General features: G+C 36.2%; 25 protein-coding genes. 18 read left to right on the forward strand and 7 right to left on the reverse strand.

The features are described from left to right. Positions 1–164: 164 nt before the first annotated feature. The 7 genes from MHI10_RS00635 (at position 165) to MHI10_RS00665 (ending at position 6,448) form a co-directional block, all read left to right on the forward strand. Positions 165–1,253, forward strand: a complete 1,089-nt coding sequence (locus MHI10_RS00635; RefSeq protein WP_340782047.1) for an ABC transporter substrate-binding protein — start codon at positions 165–167, stop codon at positions 1,251–1,253. After that, complete coding sequence (locus MHI10_RS00640; protein WP_340782048.1) at positions 1,243–2,070, forward strand: alkaline phosphatase family protein; 828 nt, start codon at positions 1,243–1,245, stop codon at positions 2,068–2,070. The genes MHI10_RS00635 and MHI10_RS00640 overlap by 11 nt, the downstream gene beginning before the upstream one ends. An 84-nt stretch (positions 2,071–2,154) precedes the next feature. Beyond that, the gene (locus MHI10_RS00645) at positions 2,155–2,904 is read left to right on the forward strand and encodes an ABC transporter permease (protein ID WP_340789080.1); all 750 of its coding nucleotides are present in this window, start codon (positions 2,155–2,157) and stop codon (positions 2,902–2,904) included. Beyond that, positions 2,905–3,684 (forward strand): ABC transporter permease, encoded by a 780-nt coding sequence (locus MHI10_RS00650; RefSeq protein ID WP_340782050.1) that lies wholly within the window; start codon positions 2,905–2,907, stop codon positions 3,682–3,684. Further along, positions 3,681–4,685, forward strand: coding sequence for an ABC transporter ATP-binding protein (locus MHI10_RS00655; RefSeq protein ID WP_340782053.1), 1,005 nt, complete (start codon positions 3,681–3,683; stop codon positions 4,683–4,685). Before MHI10_RS00650 ends, MHI10_RS00655 begins: the two co-directional genes overlap by 4 nt. Further along, complete coding sequence (locus MHI10_RS00660; RefSeq protein WP_340782054.1) at positions 4,682–5,446, forward strand: DeoR/GlpR family DNA-binding transcription regulator; 765 nt, start codon at positions 4,682–4,684, stop codon at positions 5,444–5,446. The genes MHI10_RS00655 and MHI10_RS00660 overlap by 4 nt, the downstream gene beginning before the upstream one ends. Continuing rightward, positions 5,447–6,448 (forward strand): histidinol phosphate phosphatase domain-containing protein, encoded by a 1,002-nt coding sequence (locus tag MHI10_RS00665; protein WP_340782055.1) that lies wholly within the window; start codon positions 5,447–5,449, stop codon positions 6,446–6,448. Between the two features lie 96 nt (positions 6,449–6,544). Here MHI10_RS00665 and MHI10_RS00670 read toward each other — a convergent pair whose 3' ends face one another. Both MHI10_RS00670 and MHI10_RS00675 read right to left on the reverse strand, forming a co-directional pair. Then, a complete protein-coding gene (locus MHI10_RS00670) occupies positions 6,545–7,924 on the reverse strand; it encodes an IS1182 family transposase (protein ID WP_340782057.1) in 1,380 nt (459 codons plus the stop codon). Between the two features lie 128 nt (positions 7,925–8,052). Then, a complete protein-coding gene (locus tag MHI10_RS00675) occupies positions 8,053–8,997 on the reverse strand; it encodes an N-acetylglucosamine kinase (RefSeq protein WP_340782059.1) in 945 nt (314 codons plus the stop codon). Positions 8,998–9,322: 325 nt separating this feature from the next. Here MHI10_RS00675 and MHI10_RS00680 point away from each other — a divergent pair, with 325 nt between their 5' ends. Next, positions 9,323–9,955 carry a LysE family transporter gene (locus tag MHI10_RS00680; RefSeq protein ID WP_340782062.1) on the forward strand — a complete coding sequence of 211 codons (633 nt, stop codon included), beginning with the start codon at positions 9,323–9,325 and terminating at the stop codon, positions 9,953–9,955. 313 nt (positions 9,956–10,268) lie between these two features. Here MHI10_RS00680 and MHI10_RS00685 read toward each other — a convergent pair whose 3' ends face one another. Together MHI10_RS00685 and MHI10_RS00690 are read right to left on the reverse strand one after the other, a co-directional pair. Further along, positions 10,269–11,687 (reverse strand): sensor histidine kinase, encoded by a 1,419-nt coding sequence (locus MHI10_RS00685; RefSeq protein ID WP_340782064.1) that lies wholly within the window; start codon positions 11,685–11,687, stop codon positions 10,269–10,271. After that, positions 11,684–12,409 carry a response regulator transcription factor gene (locus tag MHI10_RS00690; RefSeq protein WP_340782065.1) on the reverse strand — a complete coding sequence of 242 codons (726 nt, stop codon included), beginning with the start codon at positions 12,407–12,409 and terminating at the stop codon, positions 11,684–11,686. Before MHI10_RS00690 ends, MHI10_RS00685 begins: the two co-directional genes overlap by 4 nt. A 246-nt stretch (positions 12,410–12,655) precedes the next feature. Here MHI10_RS00690 and MHI10_RS00695 point away from each other — a divergent pair, with 246 nt between their 5' ends. From MHI10_RS00695 to MHI10_RS00715, 5 genes are all read left to right on the forward strand, one after another. Further along, positions 12,656–13,567, forward strand: a complete 912-nt coding sequence (locus MHI10_RS00695; RefSeq protein ID WP_340782067.1) for an ABC transporter ATP-binding protein — start codon at positions 12,656–12,658, stop codon at positions 13,565–13,567. Then, entirely contained in the window at positions 13,564–14,322 is a 759-nt protein-coding gene (locus MHI10_RS00700; protein ID WP_340782069.1) for an ABC transporter permease, read from the forward strand. Before MHI10_RS00695 ends, MHI10_RS00700 begins: the two co-directional genes overlap by 4 nt. 12 nt (positions 14,323–14,334) lie before the next feature. Further along, positions 14,335–15,069, forward strand: a complete 735-nt coding sequence (locus tag MHI10_RS00705) for an ABC transporter permease (RefSeq protein WP_340782071.1) — start codon at positions 14,335–14,337, stop codon at positions 15,067–15,069. A 634-nt stretch (positions 15,070–15,703) separates the two neighbouring features. Continuing rightward, positions 15,704–16,447 carry an SDR family NAD(P)-dependent oxidoreductase gene (locus MHI10_RS00710; protein WP_340782073.1) on the forward strand — a complete coding sequence of 248 codons (744 nt, stop codon included), beginning with the start codon at positions 15,704–15,706 and terminating at the stop codon, positions 16,445–16,447. 298 nt (positions 16,448–16,745) lie between these two features. Continuing rightward, positions 16,746–17,321 (forward strand): TetR-like C-terminal domain-containing protein, encoded by a 576-nt coding sequence (locus tag MHI10_RS00715; protein ID WP_340782075.1) that lies wholly within the window; start codon positions 16,746–16,748, stop codon positions 17,319–17,321. Positions 17,322–17,342: 21 nt separating this feature from the next. Here the strand turns inward: MHI10_RS00715 and MHI10_RS00720 are convergent, their stop codons facing one another. Together MHI10_RS00720 and MHI10_RS00725 are read right to left on the reverse strand one after the other, a co-directional pair. Further along, a complete protein-coding gene (locus MHI10_RS00720) occupies positions 17,343–17,738 on the reverse strand; it encodes a hypothetical protein (RefSeq protein WP_340782077.1) in 396 nt (131 codons plus the stop codon). A gap of 36 nt (positions 17,739–17,774) precedes the next feature. Continuing rightward, positions 17,775–18,251, reverse strand: a complete 477-nt coding sequence (locus MHI10_RS00725) for a hypothetical protein (protein ID WP_340782078.1) — start codon at positions 18,249–18,251, stop codon at positions 17,775–17,777. Between the two features lie 454 nt (positions 18,252–18,705). Between MHI10_RS00725 and MHI10_RS00730 the strand changes: the two genes are divergently transcribed. The 4 genes from MHI10_RS00730 (at position 18,706) to MHI10_RS00745 (ending at position 20,743) form a co-directional block, all read left to right on the forward strand. Then, the gene (locus MHI10_RS00730; protein ID WP_340782080.1) at positions 18,706–19,617 is read left to right on the forward strand and encodes a DMT family transporter; all 912 of its coding nucleotides are present in this window, start codon (positions 18,706–18,708) and stop codon (positions 19,615–19,617) included. A gap of 46 nt (positions 19,618–19,663) precedes the next feature. Then, positions 19,664–20,104, forward strand: coding sequence for a GNAT family N-acetyltransferase (locus MHI10_RS00735; protein WP_340782082.1), 441 nt, complete (start codon positions 19,664–19,666; stop codon positions 20,102–20,104). Between the two features lie 82 nt (positions 20,105–20,186). Beyond that, on the forward strand, positions 20,187–20,507 hold the full coding sequence (locus tag MHI10_RS00740; protein ID WP_340782084.1) for a YbjQ family protein: 321 nt from the start codon (positions 20,187–20,189) through the stop codon (positions 20,505–20,507). A gap of 2 nt (positions 20,508–20,509) precedes the next feature. Continuing rightward, on the forward strand, positions 20,510–20,743 hold the full coding sequence (locus MHI10_RS00745; protein ID WP_057985322.1) for a hypothetical protein: 234 nt from the start codon (positions 20,510–20,512) through the stop codon (positions 20,741–20,743). Positions 20,744–20,983: 240 nt separating this feature from the next. Here MHI10_RS00745 and MHI10_RS00750 read toward each other — a convergent pair whose 3' ends face one another. Next, positions 20,984–22,000 carry an alpha/beta hydrolase gene (locus tag MHI10_RS00750; RefSeq protein WP_340782086.1) on the reverse strand — a complete coding sequence of 339 codons (1,017 nt, stop codon included), beginning with the start codon at positions 21,998–22,000 and terminating at the stop codon, positions 20,984–20,986. 464 nt (positions 22,001–22,464) lie between these two features. Here MHI10_RS00750 and MHI10_RS00755 point away from each other — a divergent pair. Next, positions 22,465–23,606, forward strand: a protein-coding gene (locus MHI10_RS00755; RefSeq protein WP_340782087.1) for an IS3 family transposase whose coding sequence is annotated in 2 segments (ribosomal slippage) — positions 22,465–22,750 and positions 22,750–23,606 — 1,143 coding nt in all. Because the reading frame shifts where the segments join, the coding sequence is not laid out codon by codon here. The last annotated feature ends 306 nt before the right edge of the window (positions 23,607–23,912 follow it).

Consider the following 23,912-nt stretch of genomic DNA (forward strand, 5'->3'; position numbering starts at 1 on the left):
TTGATTTGTTAATTAATTTTAGGTTTTCTGGTTATGGTATTTTTACAAATCTAACAGTCATTTACAATTCTTAATGGACACTTAATCTTTGTTTTATTTTTGCTTAACTTTTGAATTGTATAGTTTGGATAGATTCAAAAAAAAAACAAAAGTGGGGTCTTTTCATGAAGTGGAGAAATCATTTATTAGTGGCAACAGTTTTATCAGTATGTACTTTGGCGGCATGTAGTAATGATGTGGATTCAGGTAGTGCACAAGACTTGGGCAATTTGAAGCTAGAGGAAATTGAAGAAAAGGCAAAGCAAGAAGGGAAAATCAATTCAGTCGGGATGCCGGATACTTGGGCAAACTGGAAGGATACATGGGAAGGGCTAGGAACGGAATATAGCTTGAAGCATGTAGACACAGATATGTCGAGCGCGGAGGAAATAGCTAAGTTTGAGGCGGAAAAAGCAAATGCTTCGGCGGATATTGGAGATGTTGGTATTGCCTATGGACCGATTGCAGAACAAAAGGATTTAACGCTAGCTTATAAAACATCGTATTGGGACGACATTCCAGAATGGGCAAAGGATGATGACGGGGACTGGGTTGTTGGCTATACAGGAACGATTTCTTTTTTAGCAGATAAAAATAAAGTAGCGAAAATTCCAACTTCATGGGAAGAACTTTTGAATTCAAACTATAAAGTGGCAATTGGTGATGCATTAGCAGCAAACCAGGCACAATTTGCGATTTTGGCAGCGGCATTTGCAAATGGCGGTGATGAAAAAAATATTGAGCCAGGAATTGAATATTTTGCAAAGCTGGCAGAGCAAGGGCGCCTTTTAACAACAGATCCTTCCGTTGCGAATTTAGAAAAAGGGGAAGTTGAAATCGCATTATTATGGGACTTCAACGCACTTGGATACCGTGAGCAAATCGACAAAGACCGTTTTGATGTAACGATTCCATCTGACGCATCCGTTGTTTCGGGGTATGCAACGATTATAAATAAATATGCAAAAAATCCACACGCAGCGATGTTAACGCGCGAATATATTTTATCGGATAAAGGACAAGACAACTTAGCAAAAGGTTATGCACGTCCGATTCGTGAAAATGCAAAACTATCAGATGAAGCAAAATCATTATTATTAGATGCAGATTTATATAAAAATGCGAATCCAGTAAAAGATTTTAGTGCTTGGGAAGCGACGACTGCTCAAATCCCAACATTATGGCAGGAGAAGGTGTTAATCCATGTCAAATAAGGTCATTGTCATTGTACTAGATGCACTACGTTTTGATGTTGCATGTACCCATTTAGGGTTCATGCAACATTTAGTAGAACAAGGAAAAGTCGCGCGTTATAAGGTAAAAGGAGAGCTCCCAGCACTATCACGTCCAATGTATGAAACAATTTGTACAGGAACCCCAGCGATTGAGCATGGCATTGTCCATAATCATATTGTGCGGATGTCAAAAGAGGAAAGCATCTTCCATTTAGCAAAAGCTGCACAAAAAGTGACGGCAGCTGCCGCGTATTATTGGGTGAGTGAACTGTATCAAAAAGCGCCATTTCAGCATTTTACAGATCGTCTTCAGCTAAATTCAGACGGGGTCATTCAAAATGGTAGTTACTATTTTGAAGACCATTATCCAGACTCGCATGTGTTTGCGGATGCACATTATTTAACGCAACAATTCACACCAGATTTATTGTATATTCATCCGATGAATATTGATGATGATGGGCATAAATTTACAGCAGATTCACCGCAATATCGCAATCGTGTGTTGGCAACAGATGGTTTATTAGCCCTTTCCATTCCAGCATGGCTTGAACAAGGCTATCAAATTATCGTAACCGCCGATCATGGAATGACAGCAGATGGCAATCATGGTGGAAATACGGCGGCTGATCGTGAGGTACCACTGTTTATTATTTCACCAAAAGTGCAGCCTGGCATTTATGAAGAAGTGGTTTCTCAATTACAAATAGCTCCGTTAATTTGCGAGTTGTTAGAAATAGAAAAATCTCCGAAAATGCAAAAACTGCATTTAAAAGGAGTCCGGGAGGCGGAATAATTGCGTACTAATAAATGGATTTCCTTATTCCTTCTTCCGTTCGAAGTATTGCTTGTACTTTTTTTCTTTATCCCACTAATTTACATGCTATACAGCAGTTTTCGTTTTAATAATGGATTTAGCTTGAATCAATATAAAACGATTTTTTTAAGTGATTACATTTTGCAAAGCTTCGCGAATAGCATTTGGCTATCACTTGTTTCGGCTTGTTTGGCGCTAATAATTGCGATTTTTGCCTCCTACGCAATTTATACTTACTCGGAAAAGGTGCGGGAACGAATTTTAATTATTATTAATTTAACATCCAACTTTTCCGGGGTTCCACTTGCCTTTGCGTTCATTATTATACTTGGGAATAGTGGCTTGATCACATTATTCGTTCAATTTATGGGCTGGGATTGGAACTTTAATTTATATAGTTGGTCAGGGCTGCTGTTAATTTATATTTATTTTCAGCTACCACTAGCAATCATGTTAATTTACCCTGTTTTTTATGGCATTCAAAAGGAAATGAAAGATGCCGCCATGATGTTAGGCGCTTCAAACGCGTATTTTTGGCGGAAAATTGGTGTTCCAATTATTTGGCCGGCACTTGCTGGAACGTTGACGATTTTATTTGCGAATGCAATGGGTGCTTACGCGTCCGCCTATGCTCTAACAGGCAGTGGCTATAACTTAACAGCAATTCGTATTGGTGCCTTATTGTCAGGCGATATTTTTGCGCAGCCAGAATTGGCGAGTGCGATTGCAGTCCTTCTTGGTGCCGTAATGATTGTAGGCATGTTGATTAGTGAATGGATGACGAAAAAAATGCGAAAGGATGCGAATTTGTAAATGAAGTTTATACGATGGATTCCTTTAACATTTGTTGGTCTTTATTTAGCGATTCCACTTTTAGCCACAGTTGTTTATGCATTTTCTACGAGCTGGAATCATACGGTTTTCCCTGAAGGACTGACATTAAAATGGATACTCACATTATTTCAAGATAAAGAATTTCTCCTCGCATTTGGTCGCTCCGTTTTATTGAGCGCTGGGGCGGTGCTGTTATCGGTTATACTAGTCGTGCCTGCGATTTGTGTGATTATTTTATATTTTCCACAATATGAAAAATGGGTTAAGGCCATCATTGTCATGATTTATTCCTTCCCTGGAATCATTTTGTCGGTAGGTTTATTGAAGTTTTATTCAGTGACAGTTATTCCGCTCGTTGCGGTTGTTGTAGGTGTGTACTGTGTCATTATTTTGCCGTATTTGTATCAAGGCACAAAAAATAGCTTAATGACGATTAATGGTCGACAGCTAATGGATGCAGCCGAGTTATTGGGAGCGAATAAATGGTATTCGTTTCGTAAAATATTAATGCCGTCGATTTATCCAGGACTATTTGTTGCAACACTATTATCGTTCTCCATATTATTTGGGGAGTTTGTATTAATTAATTTAATTGTTGGATCGAAATTTAAAACGCTTCAAGTTTTCCTAGTCGAACAATTAAATACAAGTGGTCATTTAGCGAGTGCAGTTGTATTCATTTACGTGCTATTAATGGCCATACTCACATTTAGCGTAATGCAATTATCGACAAGAATGAAAGGGGCAAATGCGAAATGAGTCAGGTAGCCTTAAAGAAAATTAAAAAAATCTATCAAAATAAGCCAGTGCTTAATGAAATTGAGCTGCATATTGAAGATGGTGAATTTCTAACGATTTTAGGACCAAGTGGTTGTGGGAAAAGTACAATTTTACGCGTGATTACAGGCTTAATAGAACCAGAATTTGGGGATGTGTCAATTGATGGGCAACCGATGAATAACGTCCCAACAAAGGAACGCAATGTCGGGATGGTTTTTCAGCAATATGCACTTTTCCCGAATTTATCGGTATATGAAAATATCGCATTCGGTTTACGAGTAAAGAAAGAGACCGAAGCGCAAATTCAAAAAGAAGTGGCGTATTTATTGCAGCTAGTAGGGCTAGAAGAAAAAAGGGAGTCATATCCACAGCAATTATCAGGTGGGCAACAACAGCGTGTGGCATTAGCAAGAGCATTAGCAGTCAAACCGAAAGTGCTTTTGTTGGATGAGCCATTAAGTGCGCTCGATGCTCAAATCCGAAAAAAATTACAAGTGCAGCTACGTCAAATTCAACAAGAGCTAAAGATGACAATGGTGCTCGTGACGCATGACCAAGATGAAGCGATGAATGTGTCTGACCGCATTGTCGTGATGAATAACGGAAAAATTGAGCAGCTTGGTACACCGACAGAAATTTATACGCATCCGAAAACAGAATTCATTGCGAATTTTATCGGAAACTACAATGTGTTTTCAAGACGAGAGCTAGAAGCAATAATTGGACAGAAACTTACAGCACAAGGGAACCGTTTCGCCATCCGACCAGAAGTGATTTTAATCAACTCCAATCAATCAGGTATTAAGACAAGAGCAATTGCCAAAAATATATTGATGAAAGGCAATGTGCTAAAAGTCGATTTTGAAGCGAATGGACAAGTATTTCAAGTTGAGCAATTGCATCAGCAAGGCAATCAAATTGATATCAATCACGATTATGTTTTAACGATTGCAGAGAATGATGTGATTTCACTCGAATGAAAACAGCAAAAGAACAACGCTTAGAGCTAATTGAGCAAATGGTCCATCAAGAAATGAAGATTACGGTTGTTGCGCTAGCGAAGCAATTAAAATTAACGCCCGAAACAATTCGTAAAGATTTAAAGGAATTAGAGGCGATGAAACGCGTTACTCGTTTTCACGGGGGAGCACGAGTTTATGAGCCTACATATAAAGAACCAAAATTTAATTTGAAAATGAATTTACATGAGGTTGAAAAAAGGGAGATAGCACAGGCTGCTGCAAGTCGGATTGCTTCTGGTGATACGATTTATATTGATGTAGGGACGACCACGGTACATATGGCGAACTTCATACAAGGAGAGAATATTAAAATTATCACAAACTCTCTTGCCGCAGCGAATGCTTTTAGCCGCGCGCTAGAAAAGCATCAATTTAGCGGTGAAGTTATTTGTGTTGGAGGTATTGTGAATACGGAGCAACAATCACTTGTCGGTGCATTGACGATGGAATGGTTGCGTCATTTTCATGTGCAAAAAGCATTTATTTCATGTGGGGGTGTTACACAGCAAGCCGTTTATGATTATGATATGAATGAGGCAGTATTATCACATGTCATGCTTGAACGGAGTGACCAAGCTATTTTATTAGTCGACCATACAAAGTTAAAGAAAAAATCCTTTGCGAAAATTGGAGCGTTAAATTACTTCCATGAAATTATCTCGACAGGTGAAAGTCCTTGGGAAGAGTGGCAATCAATTTGGACGAAAGTAGGTCATTAAATGTTAGTCGATTATCATTTACATTTGGAAGAGGGACCGTACAATGCCCAGTGGTTAAACCGTACGATTCGGGCACTTGCGACAATGACAGATGAATTTCAGCTAGACAGCACGAAAGTACAAATGGAAAAAACAATGGATCAGTTACAAAAACGAATGGTGCATGGTTGTTATAGTGAGCAATGGCTCGATCTTTATTTAAAGCGTGCATTGCAATTAGGGATTCAAGAGGTAGGCATTGTCGATCATTTATACAGATTTGAAGAAACAAGGGCCTATTTTGAAAAGTATATGTTGTTGGATGAACGAGAAGAGGTCGGAAAATTACAGCGGCAATGGCTCGATCAAGTAATGACGCAAAATATGGCACAATTTGTTTCATGTATTGAGCGGGCAAAGGATAAATGGGCACAGCATGGGGTTGCGTTAAAGCTAGGGCTGGAGTGCGATTATTTTGTTGGAGGCGAAAAGGAATTGCAAAGCTTAATTGAAGGATATGAGTGGGACTTTTTAATCGGCTCTGTCCATTTTATTGATGGTTGGGGATTTGATAATCCAGCACTGCAACATCGCTTTCAAAGCTTTGAGCCAGAAATACTTTATAAACATTTTTTTGAAACAGTCGAACAAATGATTGTAAGTAAGCAATTTGATTTTATTGCCCATTTGGATAATTTGAAAGTGTTTAATTATCGCGTACAAAATGAAGCATTCATGCATGCATGGTATGAGCGGATTGCCAAGGCATTAAAGGAAGCGGATGTTGCGACAGAAATTAACTCTGGGTTATATTACCGTTATCCAGTGCAGGAAAGCTGTCCGTCCCCATCTTTTTTACGTGTGTTAGCAGCGCATCAAATACCTATTACGTTGAGCTCCGATGCTCATTATCCTGATGATTTAGGAAGTTTTGTAGCGGATAATGCAAATCAGCTAAAGCAATTGGGCGTGTCGGAAATTGCTACATTTACAAAGCGTGTTCGCGAGATGAAATTATTATAAAACAAAAACGCTATTTTGAAATAGCGTCACAGTGTTGAAAAACAAAACTGTCAATGAAATCCCGTTGAACTTTAAACGGGATTTTTTGAATTTTCATCAAAATTCTTCTATAATTTTATATGTGAGATGGAGTCCAACTTGTTGTAGTGAACGGAGCTTGGTCCATTTCTTCGAGTTTTGAATGATGGCTGTCATCAAAACTTGTGTTTCTACTTTTTGAAGACCGCGGTATCTGGCGTAACGGAGACCGTGGTTTTCTTTACTTTGGGCAAAACTCAGTTCAATGGTTTGTGGCCGTACCACTCTCAAGATTTTCCCCCTCCATGAAAGTCGCATTTCTCTTAAATGGTCATATGTCGGTTGATGAATCGAGATTCTTAAGATCCGATCGGTGTCTTCTTTGAGAGCGAAAGGACAGTTGAAACAACTTCTCTTAGGAGCCTTAAACTCATGATAGCCTTGACGCGTCGTCGTAGAGTATGTGAAAGGTACGCCATTTGGGCAACAATAAAGAGCTTCTGTCACCTGTTTAAATTGAACTCTTTTACATTGAGGATGTTCTTTTGACCGCGATCGTTTATATGGCACCGAAACAAAAAAATTTCGGGCGAATAAAGCCTTCGCACATGTCGCATTGTAATACCCTGCATCTAATGTAATTTCTTTTGCATAAGCCCCAAACAGTTCATTTAATTGATCGACTTGTCTAGGTAAGATTTTATGCCCAGGAACATTAGCGGCTGTGACGTCTGTCGCAATAATAAAGCCATGAAGCGTATCGACAATTCGATGTTCAAAATACGCAAACTGCCCCCGTTCAACGTGTTTAACAGAAAGCCGAGCATCGGCATCAATCGGACTAAAATTCGTTGAAGCATATTCGATTTTAGGTTCAGCTGGCTGTAACGCCTTCTTTCCTTGACGTGTGCGAAAGGCATTGATAGTTTCGAGGTCTTCTGATTTCTCTAGAACCATTTTTGGGACAATGAGCTTTTGGCGAAAGCGTTTATTCGCATTCGCTTTTAATTCTGTTTCATCCGCTGCCCACGTTTCATTCGCGATAAAACTCTCAGCTTGAAGTGTAAGGAGTTGTGTATGATGTAGTGCTCGCCAAAAAGAAGCACCTTGTAGGCGTTCCCATAAAAAACGTGAAACGGTACTATGATGCGGCACTTTTTGAAAAGGAGAAATCCCTAAAAACCAGCGATAGGTAGCATTGGACTGAATTTGTTTACAGGTGAAGCGAACTGAACGAAACCCTTCTAATCCCTGAATCACAAGAATTTTAATTAGAAAAAGAGGGTCAACAGTAGGACGACCCGTTCTTGTAGAAGAATAATAAGGTAAGAGTTTTTGACAAATCCACTGCCAATCGATGAGTTTGTCTAGTTGAATTAACTGGTGACTGGAGTCGAACATACATTTATAAAACTGACGATTTTTTTCGATATCTTGACGTGAGTGCATAAAAAACATAAAAGTCCCTCCAATTCATAAAAATTATGATTTGAAGGGACTTTACCCGAATTTTCACAGAATTTCTATTGACGATGGAGTTTATCAACAGAATGACGCTATTTTGAAATAGCGTTTTATTCTTCCTACTATGGATTTATTGGAGCCTTTAATGCGTTGAATGCACGCTTTACAATAGCTTCAATCGGCTTTTTCTCGCACATTTGAATTGTAAGTTGCGGATAAATTGCTACTAGCTTTTCTTTTAATAAATTTAAAATGAATTCATTGTTTTTTAAAATGCCACCATTTAAAAAGAATAGGTGAGTCCCTTGTGTATAGTTAGCCTTGTTTAATACGGTCGTGCTTAATAGGAATAACTCCATAGCGGCTTTTTCTGCAATTTTTTTCGCGACGTTATCATTTTGAATAACTGCCTGTTGTAAAAATGAAGCTAAGTTCGCTAGTCGCGTATTTGTATATTCTTCACTGTAAATCCAGTTGAGTAACGCGTCACTATCTTCTAGTTTATAAGCATCTAAAATAAGTTTTGTGAGCGAGGTTGGTTCATTGCGACCGTCAGCTGCGCGGAAAACCGCCTTGGCAATATGCTTTCCAATCCAGTAGCCACTACCTTCATCACCAACGCGATGTCCCCAGCCACCCGCTCGGAAAGTTGTTTGACCTGCGACACTATAACAAATCGCACCTGTACCTGAAATTAACAGTGTCGCATTCTCTTCACATAACCCTTTTAGCGTAGCCTCAACATCATTTTCGATAATGATTGTGCCAAATGTAAATGAAGAACGGGCAAGGCTTTGCTCAATAATCTCTTCAAGAATAATTTTATCACGCTTCGTATCCATTCCAGCCATCGCAAAAACCGCCACCTCTAGATGGATTGGTGGGAGATGTGCTGCTGCACTTCGCAATAATCCGATTAGTACATGTTGGACACTTTCTACTCCAACGGCTTGATAGTTAGAACCTGTTGAAGTGGCACTAAAAAGTTCCAGTCCGACTGCTGTACGAATGGACATCGTTGTTTTTGAGGCGCCCCCATCGACCGCAAGAATATATTGATTACTCATGTTCATCCCACCTTTGTAAATTTTTTTGAGTTGCTTTTCGACCTGTACGATTAAGAGGATACCAACAGGGAACTATTTGTGTCCATCTTGCCTAAATACAATTGTTGTTTAAATAAGATACATTAACATTTAACTGAATATTCTTTAATTTTATCAAATTGATTGTGGGGTTGCTATCTTTTTTCAATGAAATTTCAAATATATAAGCATGTATCCTGGGTATTTATGGTACTATAAATTTAAATAAGGTAAATGTATTTTTATGCATTAAAAGAGGTTAAACGGAATGAAAATACATATAAAAATTTAGAAGGATGTTTTGGATATGGATATTTATTTAAAATTTGTTCTAGTTGGTTTATCAATTGCACTTCCAGTAGGAGCAATTACGGTTGAAATGACAAAACAAGGTTTGAAAAATGGATTCTTTCACGGTTGGGCTGTTGGAATAGGTGGAATGACAATCGATGTATTACTCATATTGGCACTCTATTTTGGGCTTGCACAAATACTATCACTACCTTATGTTCAAATGCCGTTATGGATTATAGGCGCAGGTTTTTTATTCCTGCTAGCATATGATTCGATAAAAAATGCAGATCAGGACATCACATTAGCCGGTGAAAAAGTAAATAAATCAATCGGTAAAACTTTTCGTAATGGGTTACTTGTAGCTGTATCTCCAGGGAATTTAGTGTTCTGGGTGTCTGTATTTGGTGCTGTACTAGCGGACTCCTATTCTTCGAGTGAATCAAGCAGTTTTATCATTGCAGCACTCGGGATATTAACGGGTATTTTACTTCATGATATCGGTTTATTAGCGGTTATTTCCATGACAAGAAAGGTAATGAATAAACAGATGATTAAGTGGACATCCATTGTTGCTGGAATGCTCCTCTTTGGTTTTGGGTGTTACTTCTTATATGAGTTTTATTTGGATGTTCAACACTATTTTTGATTGGCAGTAAAAGCATCAAACAGTGCCTCCAAAACAGGCGGACACTGTTTGGCGTGTGTTCGTATTTTTCGCTATATCCACACCTATACTGTCTGTAACAAAATAAAGAGGTGGAATGAAAATCGAATCGATTAATTGATTATAATCGATTATTTTTTTGCATATATGAGTAATCAATACGGGAAGGGGCCTACCAATAAAAAGCGCCAAACATACGTTAAGAAAAATTCGACAAAAGAAAGCTGATATTTCCTATGCTAAGGAAATATCAGTATTTTTCAGGTAACTTGTCAATATTGTTTTTAAATAAATCCTATTCGATTGGGAAGGTAATATTACACTGGGTTCCTAGTTGAAGTTTACTATTGATTTCAATATTTCCACCATGAGCTATAAGGATTTGCCTAGCAATTGCCATACCTAAACCTGTTCCAGAATTGCTAGAAGTTGTACTTGTCCCCCGGAAATACTGGTCGAATAAATGTTCAATAGTTTCTTGATCCATACCGATTCCATCATCTTCAATTAAGACACATATTTGCCTTGGATGAGACAGATTTTCATGAATTATGATCTTAATTTTAGTTTCAGGAGGATTATGTTTAATACTATTGGCAATTAAGTTTTCAAATGCTCGTTTTAAATATTTCATATCCATATTAAGATATATTTGATTCCTATTTGTTTCAAATGAAATTAACTTATTTTTTGATTCAGGCAAACTTTTCAGTTGTTCCAAAATGTCTTTAAGCACAATTACAAGGTCATTTTGTTCAAGTTGTATCGGAATAACATCATTTTTCAATTGAAAAGTTAGGTTGAAGTCTTCAATTAATTGCTCCATATACTCCACACGTTCCTCCATAATTTTGGAAAAGTGACGTACTTTATCTTGTTCCCAATCATGTTTATGTGAAGATAGTAAGACAGTATATCCTTTAATAACAGATAGTGGAGTTTTTAAATCATGAGAAATCCCTGTCATCCATTCTTCTCTTGTTTTTTCCAATAACCTCCTTTCCTGCTCATTTTTCTTAAGGATTGATGTAAGACCTGAAAGTGCCTGAGTTAATTCTTGATACGTTTTAAACTCTGCTTTATTCCGTCGGTTCTTTTTTGAATGAAACTTCAAATAATAAGAGGGTTCTTCATATTTCCCTTTAGATAAATTTTCAATCCAAGATGCAATATAGAGTAAGGGAGCACCTAATTGTCTTCCAAAAAATGAGGCAATTATTATTCCAATTATTATGATAGAAAGAATCCATAGATTATTCATCCAATAAAGAAAGGGATTATTTTCAGTTGACGGTTTTCCTAAGACCCATGTTAAATCCTGATTATCCAAAGTTTTATACCATGTAGAAAGCTGATAGCCCTTTTTAGCAGGATAAAGGTAATCGGACACTAATTCCCCTGGTATATAATGCTCTGGTATACTTTTAGGTTTATTGAAAGAAAAGACTTCGTCACCCTGTTCATCTAATACTTGCATCCACATTTTATTTTTGATTAAATCTTCTTTTATTTTTGAGCTTACTGAAAGGTTTTGATCAACAACAACCGTACTTTCAACAATTTTGCTAATCAATAATTGTGGAGTTTCTGTTTTGTTATATCCAAGAAAGAAGCTGAATATAACGATACTAACTACGATGAATAAGCCCCAAATAAACATCAACCAAAAAAGACGCGATACGAAGTAATAGGCGACGCGATTTTTTAATTTCACAATAATTCCTCATTTGTGCCTGCTTCAAATATATATCCTAATCCTCGAACTGTTCTTATCCATTTAGGCCTACTAGGATCTTTCTCTATTTTTTCACGTAAACGTCGTATATGTACCATCACCGTACTATCCCCACCATAAAATTCCCCCCATACATCTTTATAAATTTGATGTTTACTCAAAATTCGGTTAGGATGTTCGCAAAAATAGAATAAAAGTTTCATTTCCTGAGTAGGACATTCTATCCTTACATCATCAACAATAAGTATTCCAGTATTGGGATCTATTTTAAAATATCCATAATTATATACGTTTTTACGTGAATGCGATGATGGAATTTGAGTAGAACGCTTTAATTGGGCTTTCACACGAGCTACGACTTCTAAAGGGTTAAAAGGCTTTGTAATATAGTCATCTCCTCCAAAACTAAACCCCTGCAATTTATCTAAATCTGTAGTTTTAGCTGTTAAAAATAATATAGGTACATTTGTATTAGAGCGAATTTTGCTACATAAAGTAAACCCATCAATATCAGGTAACATAACATCCAACAATATAATGTGAGGATTTTCTTGTATTGTTGTTAACAAAGTCTCGGCTCCTGTGCTGGCTTTTAAAATATTTTGGAATCCTTCCTTTTCAAAAACGACTGTTAATAAATCTAGAATATGCTGATCGTCATCGACAATAAGAATTTTATGTTCTTCGAGTTTGAAAGTCATATTTGTTCCCCCTTCCTAACTTAGTATTATTTTACATTAAATATAAGTTGAAGTATTTGTTACGGAAGAGAATTTATATTCCGTTAAGTGTTCTGAATAGTCAAATTATTTAATGGCCGTTGATTTTACGTAGATGTGGCATAAATAGATAGCAATTTTCAGGAGATATCGTTAAGGAAATGTTTAGAAAGAGTTTAGTTCATGTTAAAAAAGTTTCGTTTACGATAGAAATGAGGTGAGGAACAGATGAGTGATCTAATATTAATGACAAAAGAGCTAACCAAAAAGTATAAGAAGCATACTTCTGTGGATGGGGTGAACTTAAGAATTGAACGAGGACAAATTTATGGTTTCCTTGGACCTAATGGCGCTGGAAAAACAACAACAATTCGAATGTTACTAGGTTTGATAAAACCGACACAAGGAAATATTGAAATTTTTGGCCAAGACCTGAAAAAAAATCGTCTTCAAATTTTACAACGGATCGGATCGTTAGTGGAGTCTCCAACATACTATGGAAACTTAACTGGGCGTGAGAATCTAGAAGTCGTTCGTAGGTTACGAGATCTTCCAGACAAACGTGTGAATGAAGTATTGGAAATTGTAAGATTAACCAAAGTGGCAAATCGGCTAACCAAAGAATATTCGCTTGGAATGAAGCAACGTCTGGGAATTGCTGTCGCCCAACTTAGTAATCCAGATTTATTAATACTAGACGAGCCTACTAATGGTTTAGATCCGGCTGGTATTCAGGAAATTAGAGAGTTGATTAAAGAGTTACCAGAGACCGGAATGAGTGTTCTTGTATCTAGTCATTTGTTAAGTGAAATAGATCAAATGGCTACAAAAGTAGGAATCATTAATAATGGAAAAATGATTTTTCAAGATTCGATTGAACATTTAAGACAAAAACGGAAACCTCTATTAAAAATCGGAGTTAGTGATGTAATAAAAGCAAATGAAATATTAAAAAGACGAGAATTAAAAACGGATTTACAAGGAGGTTTTTTGTGGTTGTCCCAAACGAATCCAGCATTCGTTTCAGAAATTAATTCTATTTTAGTTCATTCGGGTGTCTCTGTATATCGACTTGAAGAAGTGAAAAGAACACTTGAGGATATTTTCTTAGAATTAACAGGTGCAGAGCGGAGCTTATGAAAAGGATATTACAGGCAGATCAATTAAAACTAAAACGATCGTCGTTATTAATTATTGTTTTATTAGTTCCGTTACTTATTTTAGCATACGAATTAGTGAATCTCACATATCGTACCGAGTTTGTGGAAAAACAAGCTGAAATGTTTGGTGCTAGTTCTATGTGGATGTTTTTATTGTATGACAACAGTTTGTTATTTGGTCTAGGTTTCCCATTAGCCATCACACTAGCTGCATCAGTGATAGCTAATATTGAACATCAGGCAAATGGATGGAAACATACTCTTTCAATGCCTATATCAAGAGGGAAAATTTATTTGAGTAAATTTATTTGGCTAACTATTAGTCTGTTCTTTTCAACTACCTTTTTTCTAATTGGAATGATTCTATTAGGAAAAATACTAAGATTTGAAGGGAATATTCCTTTTGGGTTATTGATAGGCGATTGTTACGGTATGTTAGTCACAGTATTACCAATTATGGCTTTTCAATTTTGGTTGTCTATGACCATTAAAAATCAGGCATTCTCGATCCTTATTGGATCAGTTTCGGCTATTATGGGTCTTTTTTTAGCGGCTGCTCAAATGACAAGGTGGTTCCCTTTAGCTTATCCAATCCAATCATCAACAGTCATATTACAATATGAGGGTATTGGATATAACCCGGATTTTTCAGCCTATCTCGTCATCAATTTCATATTAGGTATAATCCTAATGTTTATAGGTTCTAAACATTTTGCTAAACGAAATGTCCAGTAGGGAGAGATTATTTTGAAAAATATCTTATATGTTGAACGATTAAAGTTAAAACGTTCCAGGTTGTGGTTACTTTACTTAATGGGTCCCTTATTAGGGGTGTTCCTAGCTTATATCAATTTTTATAAAAACTATAATCTTTTTATGCAGCCTGGAGACAATGAGTGGATTGAAGTGTGGACACAGGTAGCGTTATTTATGGGTCCTTTTGTATTACCAATCTTAGTTGGGATATACGCAGCTCTTGTTTGTAGGGAAGAACATGTCGGTGGTGGTTGGAAGCAACTTTTAGCTTTACCACTCAAACACTCGGAAATATTTTTGGGGAAATTTTTAACAGTGGTTCGTATGGTAATCATTACAATGTTAGTTTTAATAACCTTATTTATTGGAGTTGGTTTTATAAAAGGAGTAGAAGGTAATCTTCCTATCTTTGCAATTTTCGGATTCATGATTAGAGGAATTTTAGCATGCTTGCCTTTGATACTTTTACAACTAATTATATCCATTAGAGCTAAAACTTTTGGCATACCATTGGCAGGTAGCGTTATTTTTACTCTCCCAGCTATAATTATTGCGAGTACACCATTAGGACAGATTTATCCATGGACGCAGCCTATGCTAGCGATGTCACCTGAAGATGAATCCCCTATTCAATCTTATTTCTTATTTTATGCACTACTAATTGGGACCTTCCTATTCTTACTTCTTTATGGTTTGCGGAGTTTTGCAAAACGGGACATGATTTAACTGATTCTGGCTGGTTTCCTCTTGGATAGTTAAAATCGGCCTTCTTTCTAGAGCACAATTTAAATTTTCTGAAGTTAGATGGAGTGCATTAGATTTCGTCCCAAAACGATGGGAAAAGCATGTGTACGATGAGGTAGGAACAATTAATCGCCATTATTATGAAATGGCTGCACTAACGGAATTAAAAAATCACATTTGTTCAGGGGACATATCTGTAGTCGGTAGTGGACCAACAACTCGTTATAAAGCGAGGGAATAGAAGGTTGCAAGAAGTTATGAAAGTAAACATTGCACAATGCAGGTATCAAACAGTGCCCCCTAAACAGGGGGGCGCTATTTGACGTATGTTCGTATATGGCACGCTATTTTTTATGTATTTGGATTTTGCTGTATCAGTTCGTTGCGAATTTGTATTAAGATCGTAAGCCCCCAAAGGATGATACCAATTAAACAACCCAATCCCAAAAATAAACCGACTGTTCTTTAAAAAAATCTGTGACATTCCTATTTGTAATATCAGTAAATTTGTGAATATTCAAAGCTCTTAATTGCAAAAATAGACTTTATGTGATAAAAATTAAATTGTAAGATAATTTATGTTTTGTAAATTAAAAATGACTTGGAGGCTTTTAAAATGAGATTACAAGGTAAAGTAGCAATTATTACAGGTGCGGCAAATGGTATGGGTGCTGAAGAAGCAAGATTATTTGCAAAAGAAGGCGCGAAAGTTGTTGCAACGGACTTTAATGAAGCAAAATTAGTAGAAGTAGAAGCAGAAATTAAAGCTGCTGGTGGAGAAATCACAGCAATTAAGCAAAATGTTACTTCTGAAGATGAATGGAAAGCAATCGTAGCTAAAACAGTTGAGTTATATGGTAAAGTCGATATTCTTGTAAACAATGCGGGTGTTGCGAGTCCAAATAGTTTCGCGAATATGGAAATGGACGAGTGGAATTCCGTTATGGACATCAACTTAAATGGTTGTGTATTAGGGATGAAATACTGTATTCCAGAAATGAAAAAAGCAGGCGGCGGTTCTGTCATTAATATTTCTTCTATTGGCGGTATTGTAGGGATGGCTGGATCAAGCCCATATACAGCTGCAAAAGGTGCATTACGTGCTTTATCAAAATCAGCGGCAGTTGAATATGGAAAAGATAAAATCCGCGTGAACTCAGTACACCCAGGTATTATTGTAACTCCTATGACAGCGCCTTCGATGGAAGCGGCAATGCCTTATTATGAATTACATACGCAATTACCTTACTTTGGTAACCCAGAAGATGTAGCATATGGCGTTGTATTTTTAGCGAGTGATGAATCTAAATTTATGACAGGTGCAGAGCTTGTCATTGACGGTGGATGGACAGCACTATAACTTGATTCGGCAAATCAAGTTGGGCCCCAGCGGATGTCACAGATTTTCAAGGGAAGTTTTTCGAGCGAACTCGAAAAAATCTGGACGCAATTACGCCTTGGCGTAATTGATTATTATGGAATCATGGAATGAGAGCAATCTTGTTCGATGATTCTTTTTTATCTCTTTGTATGGAATGAACGGATAGAAAGTTAAAAGTGACGGATAGAACAGCGATTCCGATGGATAGCTAAAATTCGTGGCAAGTGAAAGCAATATATAGATAGGTGTGATGTAGTTGAAACTGGATGCTAGACAAGTGAAATCCATAAAAAAAATGCATAAAGCGTATCTTTCATTACTCATAAAATCGAATGAAAACATGTCGATACAAAATATTTGTTTAGAGGCGGATGTAACACGGCCTACCTTTTATAAATTTTATAGGGACCCGATGGAACTTCGCCTACATTTGCATGAAACGTTGTTGAAAGATTTAAAGGCATGCTTGGAAATTAACCATCCAAAAGATATGAAAGATTTTGGTCCAGAAGAATTGCCTGAAAATATGCTGTGGCTATTTGAACATATTTTAGAAAATCAATTAGCTTATGAAGTTTTATTAGTTAATCAACCAGATGGCCTATTTATTAAGGCATTTAAAGAAATTTTACTACAGTATATTGAAGATGGAATTGCTACGACAAAAATCCCGCCGAAAGATATACGGGCGGAAAGTGCATTTATTCTTCATTATGTTGCAGGTGCTTATATTGAGAGTATTACTTGGTGGATTCAAAATAATTGTGAGCACGAGCCATCATATATGGCGTTGAAATTACTCGAGATTTCTTTGCATGGGCCTTATAAAGTAGAGATTGAATGGAAAAAATGAGCGCTCTGAATGAGGGAAAGGTTATTTCATGTCTTTCCCCATTTTAAGAAAATAGGCTCTTACTTCTTCGGGCAATTCTTCAACGTTCAGCACTTCTAATTTGTGTGTCCCCGGAGAAGTCATAAGTACATATGTTTTATCATTATATACAAATAGTGTAAATTGATTGATTTGTTCAGCAATAGTATTTAAGTTATTAATATAATGAAAATCGTCTTCATCCAAGTAATCCTCGTAACCCTCTAACATAAACTGCTTTGCCTCTTCATAATCTTTAGCAAATGAAAAACTTTGATAGAGTTCAAGGGAGTTTTTAGGTTTTATAAAATTAAAATAAAAGATTACGAATGCAATAATTAGTACTTGCATAATTAAAAAAAGCGCCAATCTTTTCGAATCGCCCTTGCTAGAGTTCACTATAATCCCCCCATGTCTCTAATATAATTTTTCCCCTTAAACAAAATAAGCGCGACTATATCTTTTTTGTTCAATCGTTTCAAGTTGGCTTGGCTGAACCTCATTAATTTTGAATGTATATTGTTTCAAACTATGCGCCTCATCATCAGCCCAAAAAACAAGTAATTCTACGTTGTGTTCTGCTCGTATATTTTCTTTTATATAATTTGAAAGATCCGTTAAAAACTCACCTCTCCAGTTGCCTCCGATAAAATAGACATGCTCTTTTTTTGAGTAAAATCTTAAATCAAATGGAGGCGTTTCAGTAGCTGAAATTACTAATTTGTTAAATGCAGATTCATCAGGAGCTTGAATGATTAGTGCATCGTCGTCCATCGTATGCCAAATTTTCTCGGGTGAATTTTCTGTAATAGGATTTAAAAATTTTAATTCTCGAACGGTTATTTCAGTAATTCCCGTTAAATCGACTTCCTTTAACGGTTGGTCTGAAACAAGCATTGTAAATAAAGACATAATAATAAGGCTCCTTTTGATTTATATTCATTCTTTATTGTGGCTGAAATTAAAACGAACAAGTTTAAAAGGTAGAAAGAAACTAAAGATTTAACGTTCCCCTTTATTCTCCTCGAATTTCTGAAATAACGTTAATGTAATGGATAAGATAATAAAAAGTATAGCAAAGTTTAGCAATGAATTGCTTTCGATTATATCAAGTATATACATGGTTATGCCTACAATTATTGCAATAATTAATGATTTGTAATGCAAGTACATTATTTCGCCAACCTATTTGGTGATTCAAAATAGATTGGAATAAATCTACTTGAGACCTCCATTGGAGATTGAAAATTTACAATATTCGTAATTATACTTGAAAAATAAAGTTTATCTAGTAATATATGTTAAACACAAGGATAAATATAATTTTAGTATATTGAATAGGCAATAAGGGCGGGGGAGATTTTCGATGAATCACGGAATAAGGAAAAATACTTTTAAAATGGGGATTATCGCATTATTAGTATCTGCCATTATTACAGCGTTAAGCCAAGTGTATTATGCGAATAAAGTGCAGGGGATTCACCCATTTCTTTTTACGGGAATTAGTTTCTTTGTGACAGCCGTTTACTTTCAAGCTTTTGCATTTAAGCAAAAGGTGAAAGTCCAATGGCAAGAAGCGCGGCGTCCACTGTTGCTTTTAAATATGGCATCGATTATTACATTTATGGGATTTTACTTCGCATTAAAATATATAGAACCTGCTATTGTCAGTTCGCTTGAAATGGGAATTGGTCCACTTTTTATTTTACTTTTAGCCGTCTTTCAAAAAACAGCGGTCCGCCAAAAACAATGGTATATCGCGATAGGAACATTTATAGCATGCGCGGTGCTAATTTCTGCTGTGTTATTTGGTGAATCCGGCGTGAAAATGCAATTATCGATAGAAGTGATATTAGGAATTGTCGCAAGTTTGTTATGTGGAGTAGGTGCTGTATTCTGTTCCATCTATTCTAAACAACTTAATGAACTGGGCTGGACAAGCTCGATGATTTTAGCGAAAAGATATATTGGCATTATTATTATTTCATTTCTTTTTACATATGACCTTATAATCCCTTATTTTAAAGCGAATATTACTTGGATTTTACTCATTACCGTTTTAGGTGTCATGTTGCCAATGTATTTATTACAAAAAGGAATTCAATATACGAATACGTTCATCGTCATGATGTCATTATGCTTTATTCCGGTCTTTACTTTTGCTTTTCAATTATTCGATGCGCGTATTCAATTTTCGGGACTTACTTTTATCGGCGTTAGTTTATTATTTTTATTCGGTGTATTAAGTATTTTGGGGGAAAATAAGGAGATAGGGTAAAGTATAGCGCGCATTATAAATATCAATTATGAAAAGAGGAATAACTATGAAAATTGAACGAGTTGATTTAACGAATGTAGAAGAAATAGCTAGATTATTCGATTCTTATAGAACGTTCTATAACCAAACGAGTGATCTAATCGGTGCAACTAACTTTTTGAAAGAGCGAATTCGCAATAAAGAATCGATTATTTTTGCAGCAAAGAAAGCAGGGGAATTTGTAGGATTCACTCAAATTTATCCGACATTTTCCTCTGTCGCGATGAAACCGGCTTTTATTTTAAATGATTTATATGTTGCAGATCATTGCCGAAGAAGTGGTGTCGCGGAAAAGTTGATGGAAGAAGCTTTCGAATATGCAAAAAAGAATAAGGGTCGATTTATCACTTTAGAAACGGGATCTTCTAATACGAAAGCACAAGCACTCTATGAAAAAATGGGAATGGAAATTGAGGATGATGTGAAGCACTACACATATTATTGGTGAATTAAGTTAGCAGCCATATTTCGAGATGATTTATTGTATACTAAATAGGTAAGTAACTTTTCATGTAAAGGGGCAGGTTTAAATGATTATCGTTACAACTGAAAACATTGCGAATCATGAAATTAAAGAAGTGATCGGTCCGGTATTTGGTTTAACTGTAAGAGCTAGAGGAATTGGTAAAGATATTATGGCTTCATTTAAGGGGCTTGTAGGTGGGGAAATTAACCAGTATACAGAAATGCTTGAAGATGCCAGAAAGCAAGCGATGGATCGAATGGTGAAAAATGCTTCGGCAATGGGTGCCAATGCAATTATTATGATGCGTTTCGACTCAGGTGAAATTGGTCAAAATATGAGCGAAATCGTATCTTATGGAACAGCTGTTATTGTGGAAAAGAAATAGCAATGGGATGGATTTTAGGATTTTACGGCATCCAATTGTTAATTCTTATTGTATTAATAATCGGGTCATGGCTGTTTTGGGATCGCCGTTTCAAAACAAAACATGGCAAGCAAGTTCCAAAAGGTTTCGAACGTACAAATGAAATATCAATTGACCCGAGTACAAATAAGCGATTAATCGTTTACTTCAACAAAGAAACGGGCGAGCGGTTTTATAAAGAGGATAATAATAATTAACTTGAAAAGGTCCCTGCTCCAAACAGGTGCCTTTTCTTTTTTATTTAGCTTTGTTAAAGATGAAGGTTGATATTTAATGAATCATACTCTTTTATGTTTGTATTTTTAGGTGAGTTAAGCGATATTGTATAATGTTACCAAAGGACGCTTTGGGGGCTTACTTTTATGGAATGCTTACGGAAGAAACTTTTGTGTTGATGTAAATACTCATGAATATTTTTTTGTCGGTCTACTTATTCTTTATATTCCCACTTGTTCATCAATAAAATCAATCGTCTGTTGCAAACTTTCCTTTGCTTCCTCTAATTCATAATTAAATTGATATTCATGTACAATTTCCTTTTCTGCCTCATTAAAAAATAATGATTGGACAGGAATGTTGAGCGATTTCAGCTTTTCTTCAAATGCCATTCCTTGTTCTTGGAATGAAAACGCATTGCCGTCCGTTATGTACGTCGGTGGAAAATCTTCTGTGATATATTCTTTTACAGAAGCCTGTTTAATTTCCATACTCTCTTTCCAATCTCTTGTGCCAATGAGCGCACGGGCTACGGTGTTTACGAAGAATTTCATAAACCGATCATCTGATTTTACAGTCGTCATTTGTTGAATATCGATGGGACCACTGTAAGAGATAAACCCATGGATTGAATTTTCTCCTATTGTTTGTTTCATATCTAGCTCACGTGCATAAGCCGTATTCGTTTGAATCGCAACGTATTGTGCAGCAATTTGGGCTCCTGCTGAGTCGCCACCAAAAAGGATTGTTGAAAGATCTATCATTGGATACGTGTCTTTATGCGCTCGTAAAAATTGAACGAGTTCTTCTACTTGCTTTACTTGCCCTGGATATTGTAATTGTGGGGCTTTTTCATAGTTCATGGCAACGATTGCAATTTCATTATCCGCAGCAATATAGGTCGCAAACTCTGCAATCCCTTCTTTATTGCCAGAAACATAGCCACCCCCATGTACCCAAATTAAAACGGGTAACGGCCCTTCTTGATTTTTTGGATAATATAAATCAAAAATGTTGTCGTTGAAAGTGGAATCATAAGGGACATCTTTTAACACTTCAACTTTAGATGCGGCATCTTGATAACGGGCTTCATCTAAAATAACGACTGGTTGATCGAACATTTTACTAATGATATAAACGCCAGGTTTCACGGACACTTTAAAGGCAATAAAAATTGCGAGTGCAAGACCTACAATAATTCCGACGATCCATAATAATACGATTCGTAACTTTTTCATATTTTGACTCCTTTTAAAAAACAAACTTTAGATTTGTTCTGATTATACGATTCTATCATCTTCATTAAACTGGTTGGCGATATAATTTCTAATTGTATCTTCGTCTACTATGGCACAAAAGTAACCTCTTACCCACTCATTTGGACAAATTAGTCTAGAGGGGAAATTCCAAGAATTCTCTAGTCAAAAAAATAAGCTAGAATTTGAATTTATGATAGACTAGAGTCATTTGCCTGCAACATTATTGGATATGAGATCATACATTGAACTAAAATCTAAAGAGTAATATGTTATTCACTACCATTCAAAAAAACGTTCCCAAATACAAGTTTTGGGCAAAATAAAACACTTAAAAAATTGTTATATCAATGCGCACTGACCTAAAAAAATGAGACAAATAAAAAACACCTTACGTTTAAATCAGGTATTTAATACCAATAAATTAACGTGGAGGTGTTTTTTCTATGGGAAGAAGAGTAAGTTATCCAGCTGAAGTTAAAATTAAAGCAATTGAAATGAGATTAGCAGGTATTCCAGTTAAGGAAATACTAGAGGAATTAAAAATTAAGAATAAATCACAATTAATGATTTGGATGCGATGGTATAAAGCAGGAGAAACTCAGCGATTGCATCAACCGGTAGGAAAGCAATATTCCTACGGAAAAGGGCCAGAATATGACTCTGAGGAAGCTCGTTTACAAGCTGAAAATCTTTATCTTAAACAACAAATCGAAGTTTTAAAAAAGTATGTAGAATTGGAGAGGAAGTGGTTGGGCTAGTATTCGTAGATTTAGTGGAAAGATTGAAAGGATTTATGTCAATTCAATCGATTTGTGTGCATATGGGTGTAGCACGTGCGTCCTATTATCGTTGGCGAAAGAATACCGGGAATACTTCTAAAAAAGCCGAGCGAGATCAGGCGATTGGTGAAGCTTGTGCAACCCATAAATATCGTTATGGTTATCGGAAAATAGCAGCCTTATTCTCTGGAATCAGTGAAAAGACTATCCAAAAAGTGATGCAGAAATATAATTGGTCATGTCGGGTAAAAGTGAAAAAGCGTAAACGGACTGGTCAACCATCTAAAGTAGCTGATAACACGTTAAACCGTGACTTTAACGCAACAGCTCCTTTACAAAAGCTCGTAACCGATATTACTTACTTGCCTTTTGGACAGTCGATGTTATATCTTTCAAGCATTATGGATTTGTATAATGGGGAAATCATCGCGTATACAATTGGTTCAACACAAGATACAGAGTTTGTCTTAGAAACGCTTGACCAGCTTAAACAATTGCCAAAAGGCGTCATCTTGCATAGTGATCAAGGTTCTGTATATACGTCTTACGATTATCAAAAAGAAGTGAAAGAAAAAGGAATTACCATGAGTATGTCTCGTAAAGGCACACCAGCGGATAATTCCCCAATCGAAACGTTTCACTCCTCGCTAAAGTCAGAAACGTTTTATCTTGACGACATACACAGCACGACTAATGCATGTGTAATTCGTATCGTCGAAGAATATATAAATTATTATAATAATACCCGTATCCAAACGAAACTAAACAACCTGTCACCGGTAAAATACCGACAACAGGTTGCTTAAAATAGGTGTTTTATTACTGTCTCAAAAACGACAGGCAGTGCCATGTTCTAAGTGTTTTTTCTTTACTGCAATCATATACAGTTTTTATGCGAAATCGGTTGAAGCTCTATATAACAAGGTTTTATCGATGCTCAAAAGAAACTGAACTAGCGTACATTTTGAATGAAATCTTGCATACTCAGCTGACTTCTTAACGTTGTAAATCAACCTTTAACATAGCCTTTTATATTACAAAAATATTTTTTACATAGATGTCACAAATCTCCACCAATTTCAGTTATATATGTCAGAGAGGAGGGGAACGTT

It is taken from the genome of Solibacillus sp. FSL K6-1523 (assembly GCF_038005225.1).
GTDB lineage: Bacteria > Bacillota > Bacilli > Bacillales_A > Planococcaceae > Solibacillus.

Bases quoted from the DNA above. Each gene is read 5' to 3' on its own strand.
- MHI10_RS00635 (WP_340782047.1), top strand. From the start codon at position 165: ATGAAGTGGAGAAATCATTTATTAGTGGCAACAGTTTTATCAGTATGT.
- MHI10_RS00640 (WP_340782048.1), top strand. From the start codon at position 1,243: ATGTCAAATAAGGTCATTGTCATTGTACTAGATGCACTACGTTTTGAT.
- MHI10_RS00645 (WP_340789080.1), top strand. From the start codon at position 2,155: ATGCTATACAGCAGTTTTCGTTTTAATAATGGATTTAGCTTGAATCAA.
- MHI10_RS00650 (WP_340782050.1), top strand. From the start codon at position 2,905: ATGAAGTTTATACGATGGATTCCTTTAACATTTGTTGGTCTTTATTTA.
- MHI10_RS00655 (WP_340782053.1), top strand. From the start codon at position 3,681: ATGAGTCAGGTAGCCTTAAAGAAAATTAAAAAAATCTATCAAAATAAG.
- MHI10_RS00660 (WP_340782054.1), top strand. From the start codon at position 4,682: ATGAAAACAGCAAAAGAACAACGCTTAGAGCTAATTGAGCAAATGGTC.
- MHI10_RS00665 (WP_340782055.1), top strand. From the start codon at position 5,447: ATGTTAGTCGATTATCATTTACATTTGGAAGAGGGACCGTACAATGCC.
- MHI10_RS00670 (WP_340782057.1), bottom strand. From the start codon at position 7,924: ATGTTTTTTATGCACTCACGTCAAGATATCGAAAAAAATCGTCAGTTT.
- MHI10_RS00675 (WP_340782059.1), bottom strand. From the start codon at position 8,997: ATGAGTAATCAATATATTCTTGCGGTCGATGGGGGCGCCTCAAAAACA.
- MHI10_RS00680 (WP_340782062.1), top strand. From the start codon at position 9,323: ATGGATATTTATTTAAAATTTGTTCTAGTTGGTTTATCAATTGCACTT.
- MHI10_RS00690 (WP_340782065.1), bottom strand. From the start codon at position 12,409: ATGACTTTCAAACTCGAAGAACATAAAATTCTTATTGTCGATGACGAT.
- MHI10_RS00695 (WP_340782067.1), top strand. From the start codon at position 12,656: ATGAGTGATCTAATATTAATGACAAAAGAGCTAACCAAAAAGTATAAG.
- MHI10_RS00700 (WP_340782069.1), top strand. From the start codon at position 13,564: ATGAAAAGGATATTACAGGCAGATCAATTAAAACTAAAACGATCGTCG.
- MHI10_RS00710 (WP_340782073.1), top strand. From the start codon at position 15,704: ATGAGATTACAAGGTAAAGTAGCAATTATTACAGGTGCGGCAAATGGT.
- MHI10_RS00725 (WP_340782078.1), bottom strand. From the start codon at position 18,251: ATGTCTTTATTTACAATGCTTGTTTCAGACCAACCGTTAAAGGAAGTC.
- MHI10_RS00730 (WP_340782080.1), top strand. From the start codon at position 18,706: ATGAATCACGGAATAAGGAAAAATACTTTTAAAATGGGGATTATCGCA.
- MHI10_RS00735 (WP_340782082.1), top strand. From the start codon at position 19,664: ATGAAAATTGAACGAGTTGATTTAACGAATGTAGAAGAAATAGCTAGA.
- MHI10_RS00740 (WP_340782084.1), top strand. From the start codon at position 20,187: ATGATTATCGTTACAACTGAAAACATTGCGAATCATGAAATTAAAGAA.
- MHI10_RS00745 (WP_057985322.1), top strand. From the start codon at position 20,510: ATGGGATGGATTTTAGGATTTTACGGCATCCAATTGTTAATTCTTATT.
- MHI10_RS00750 (WP_340782086.1), bottom strand. From the start codon at position 22,000: ATGAAAAAGTTACGAATCGTATTATTATGGATCGTCGGAATTATTGTA.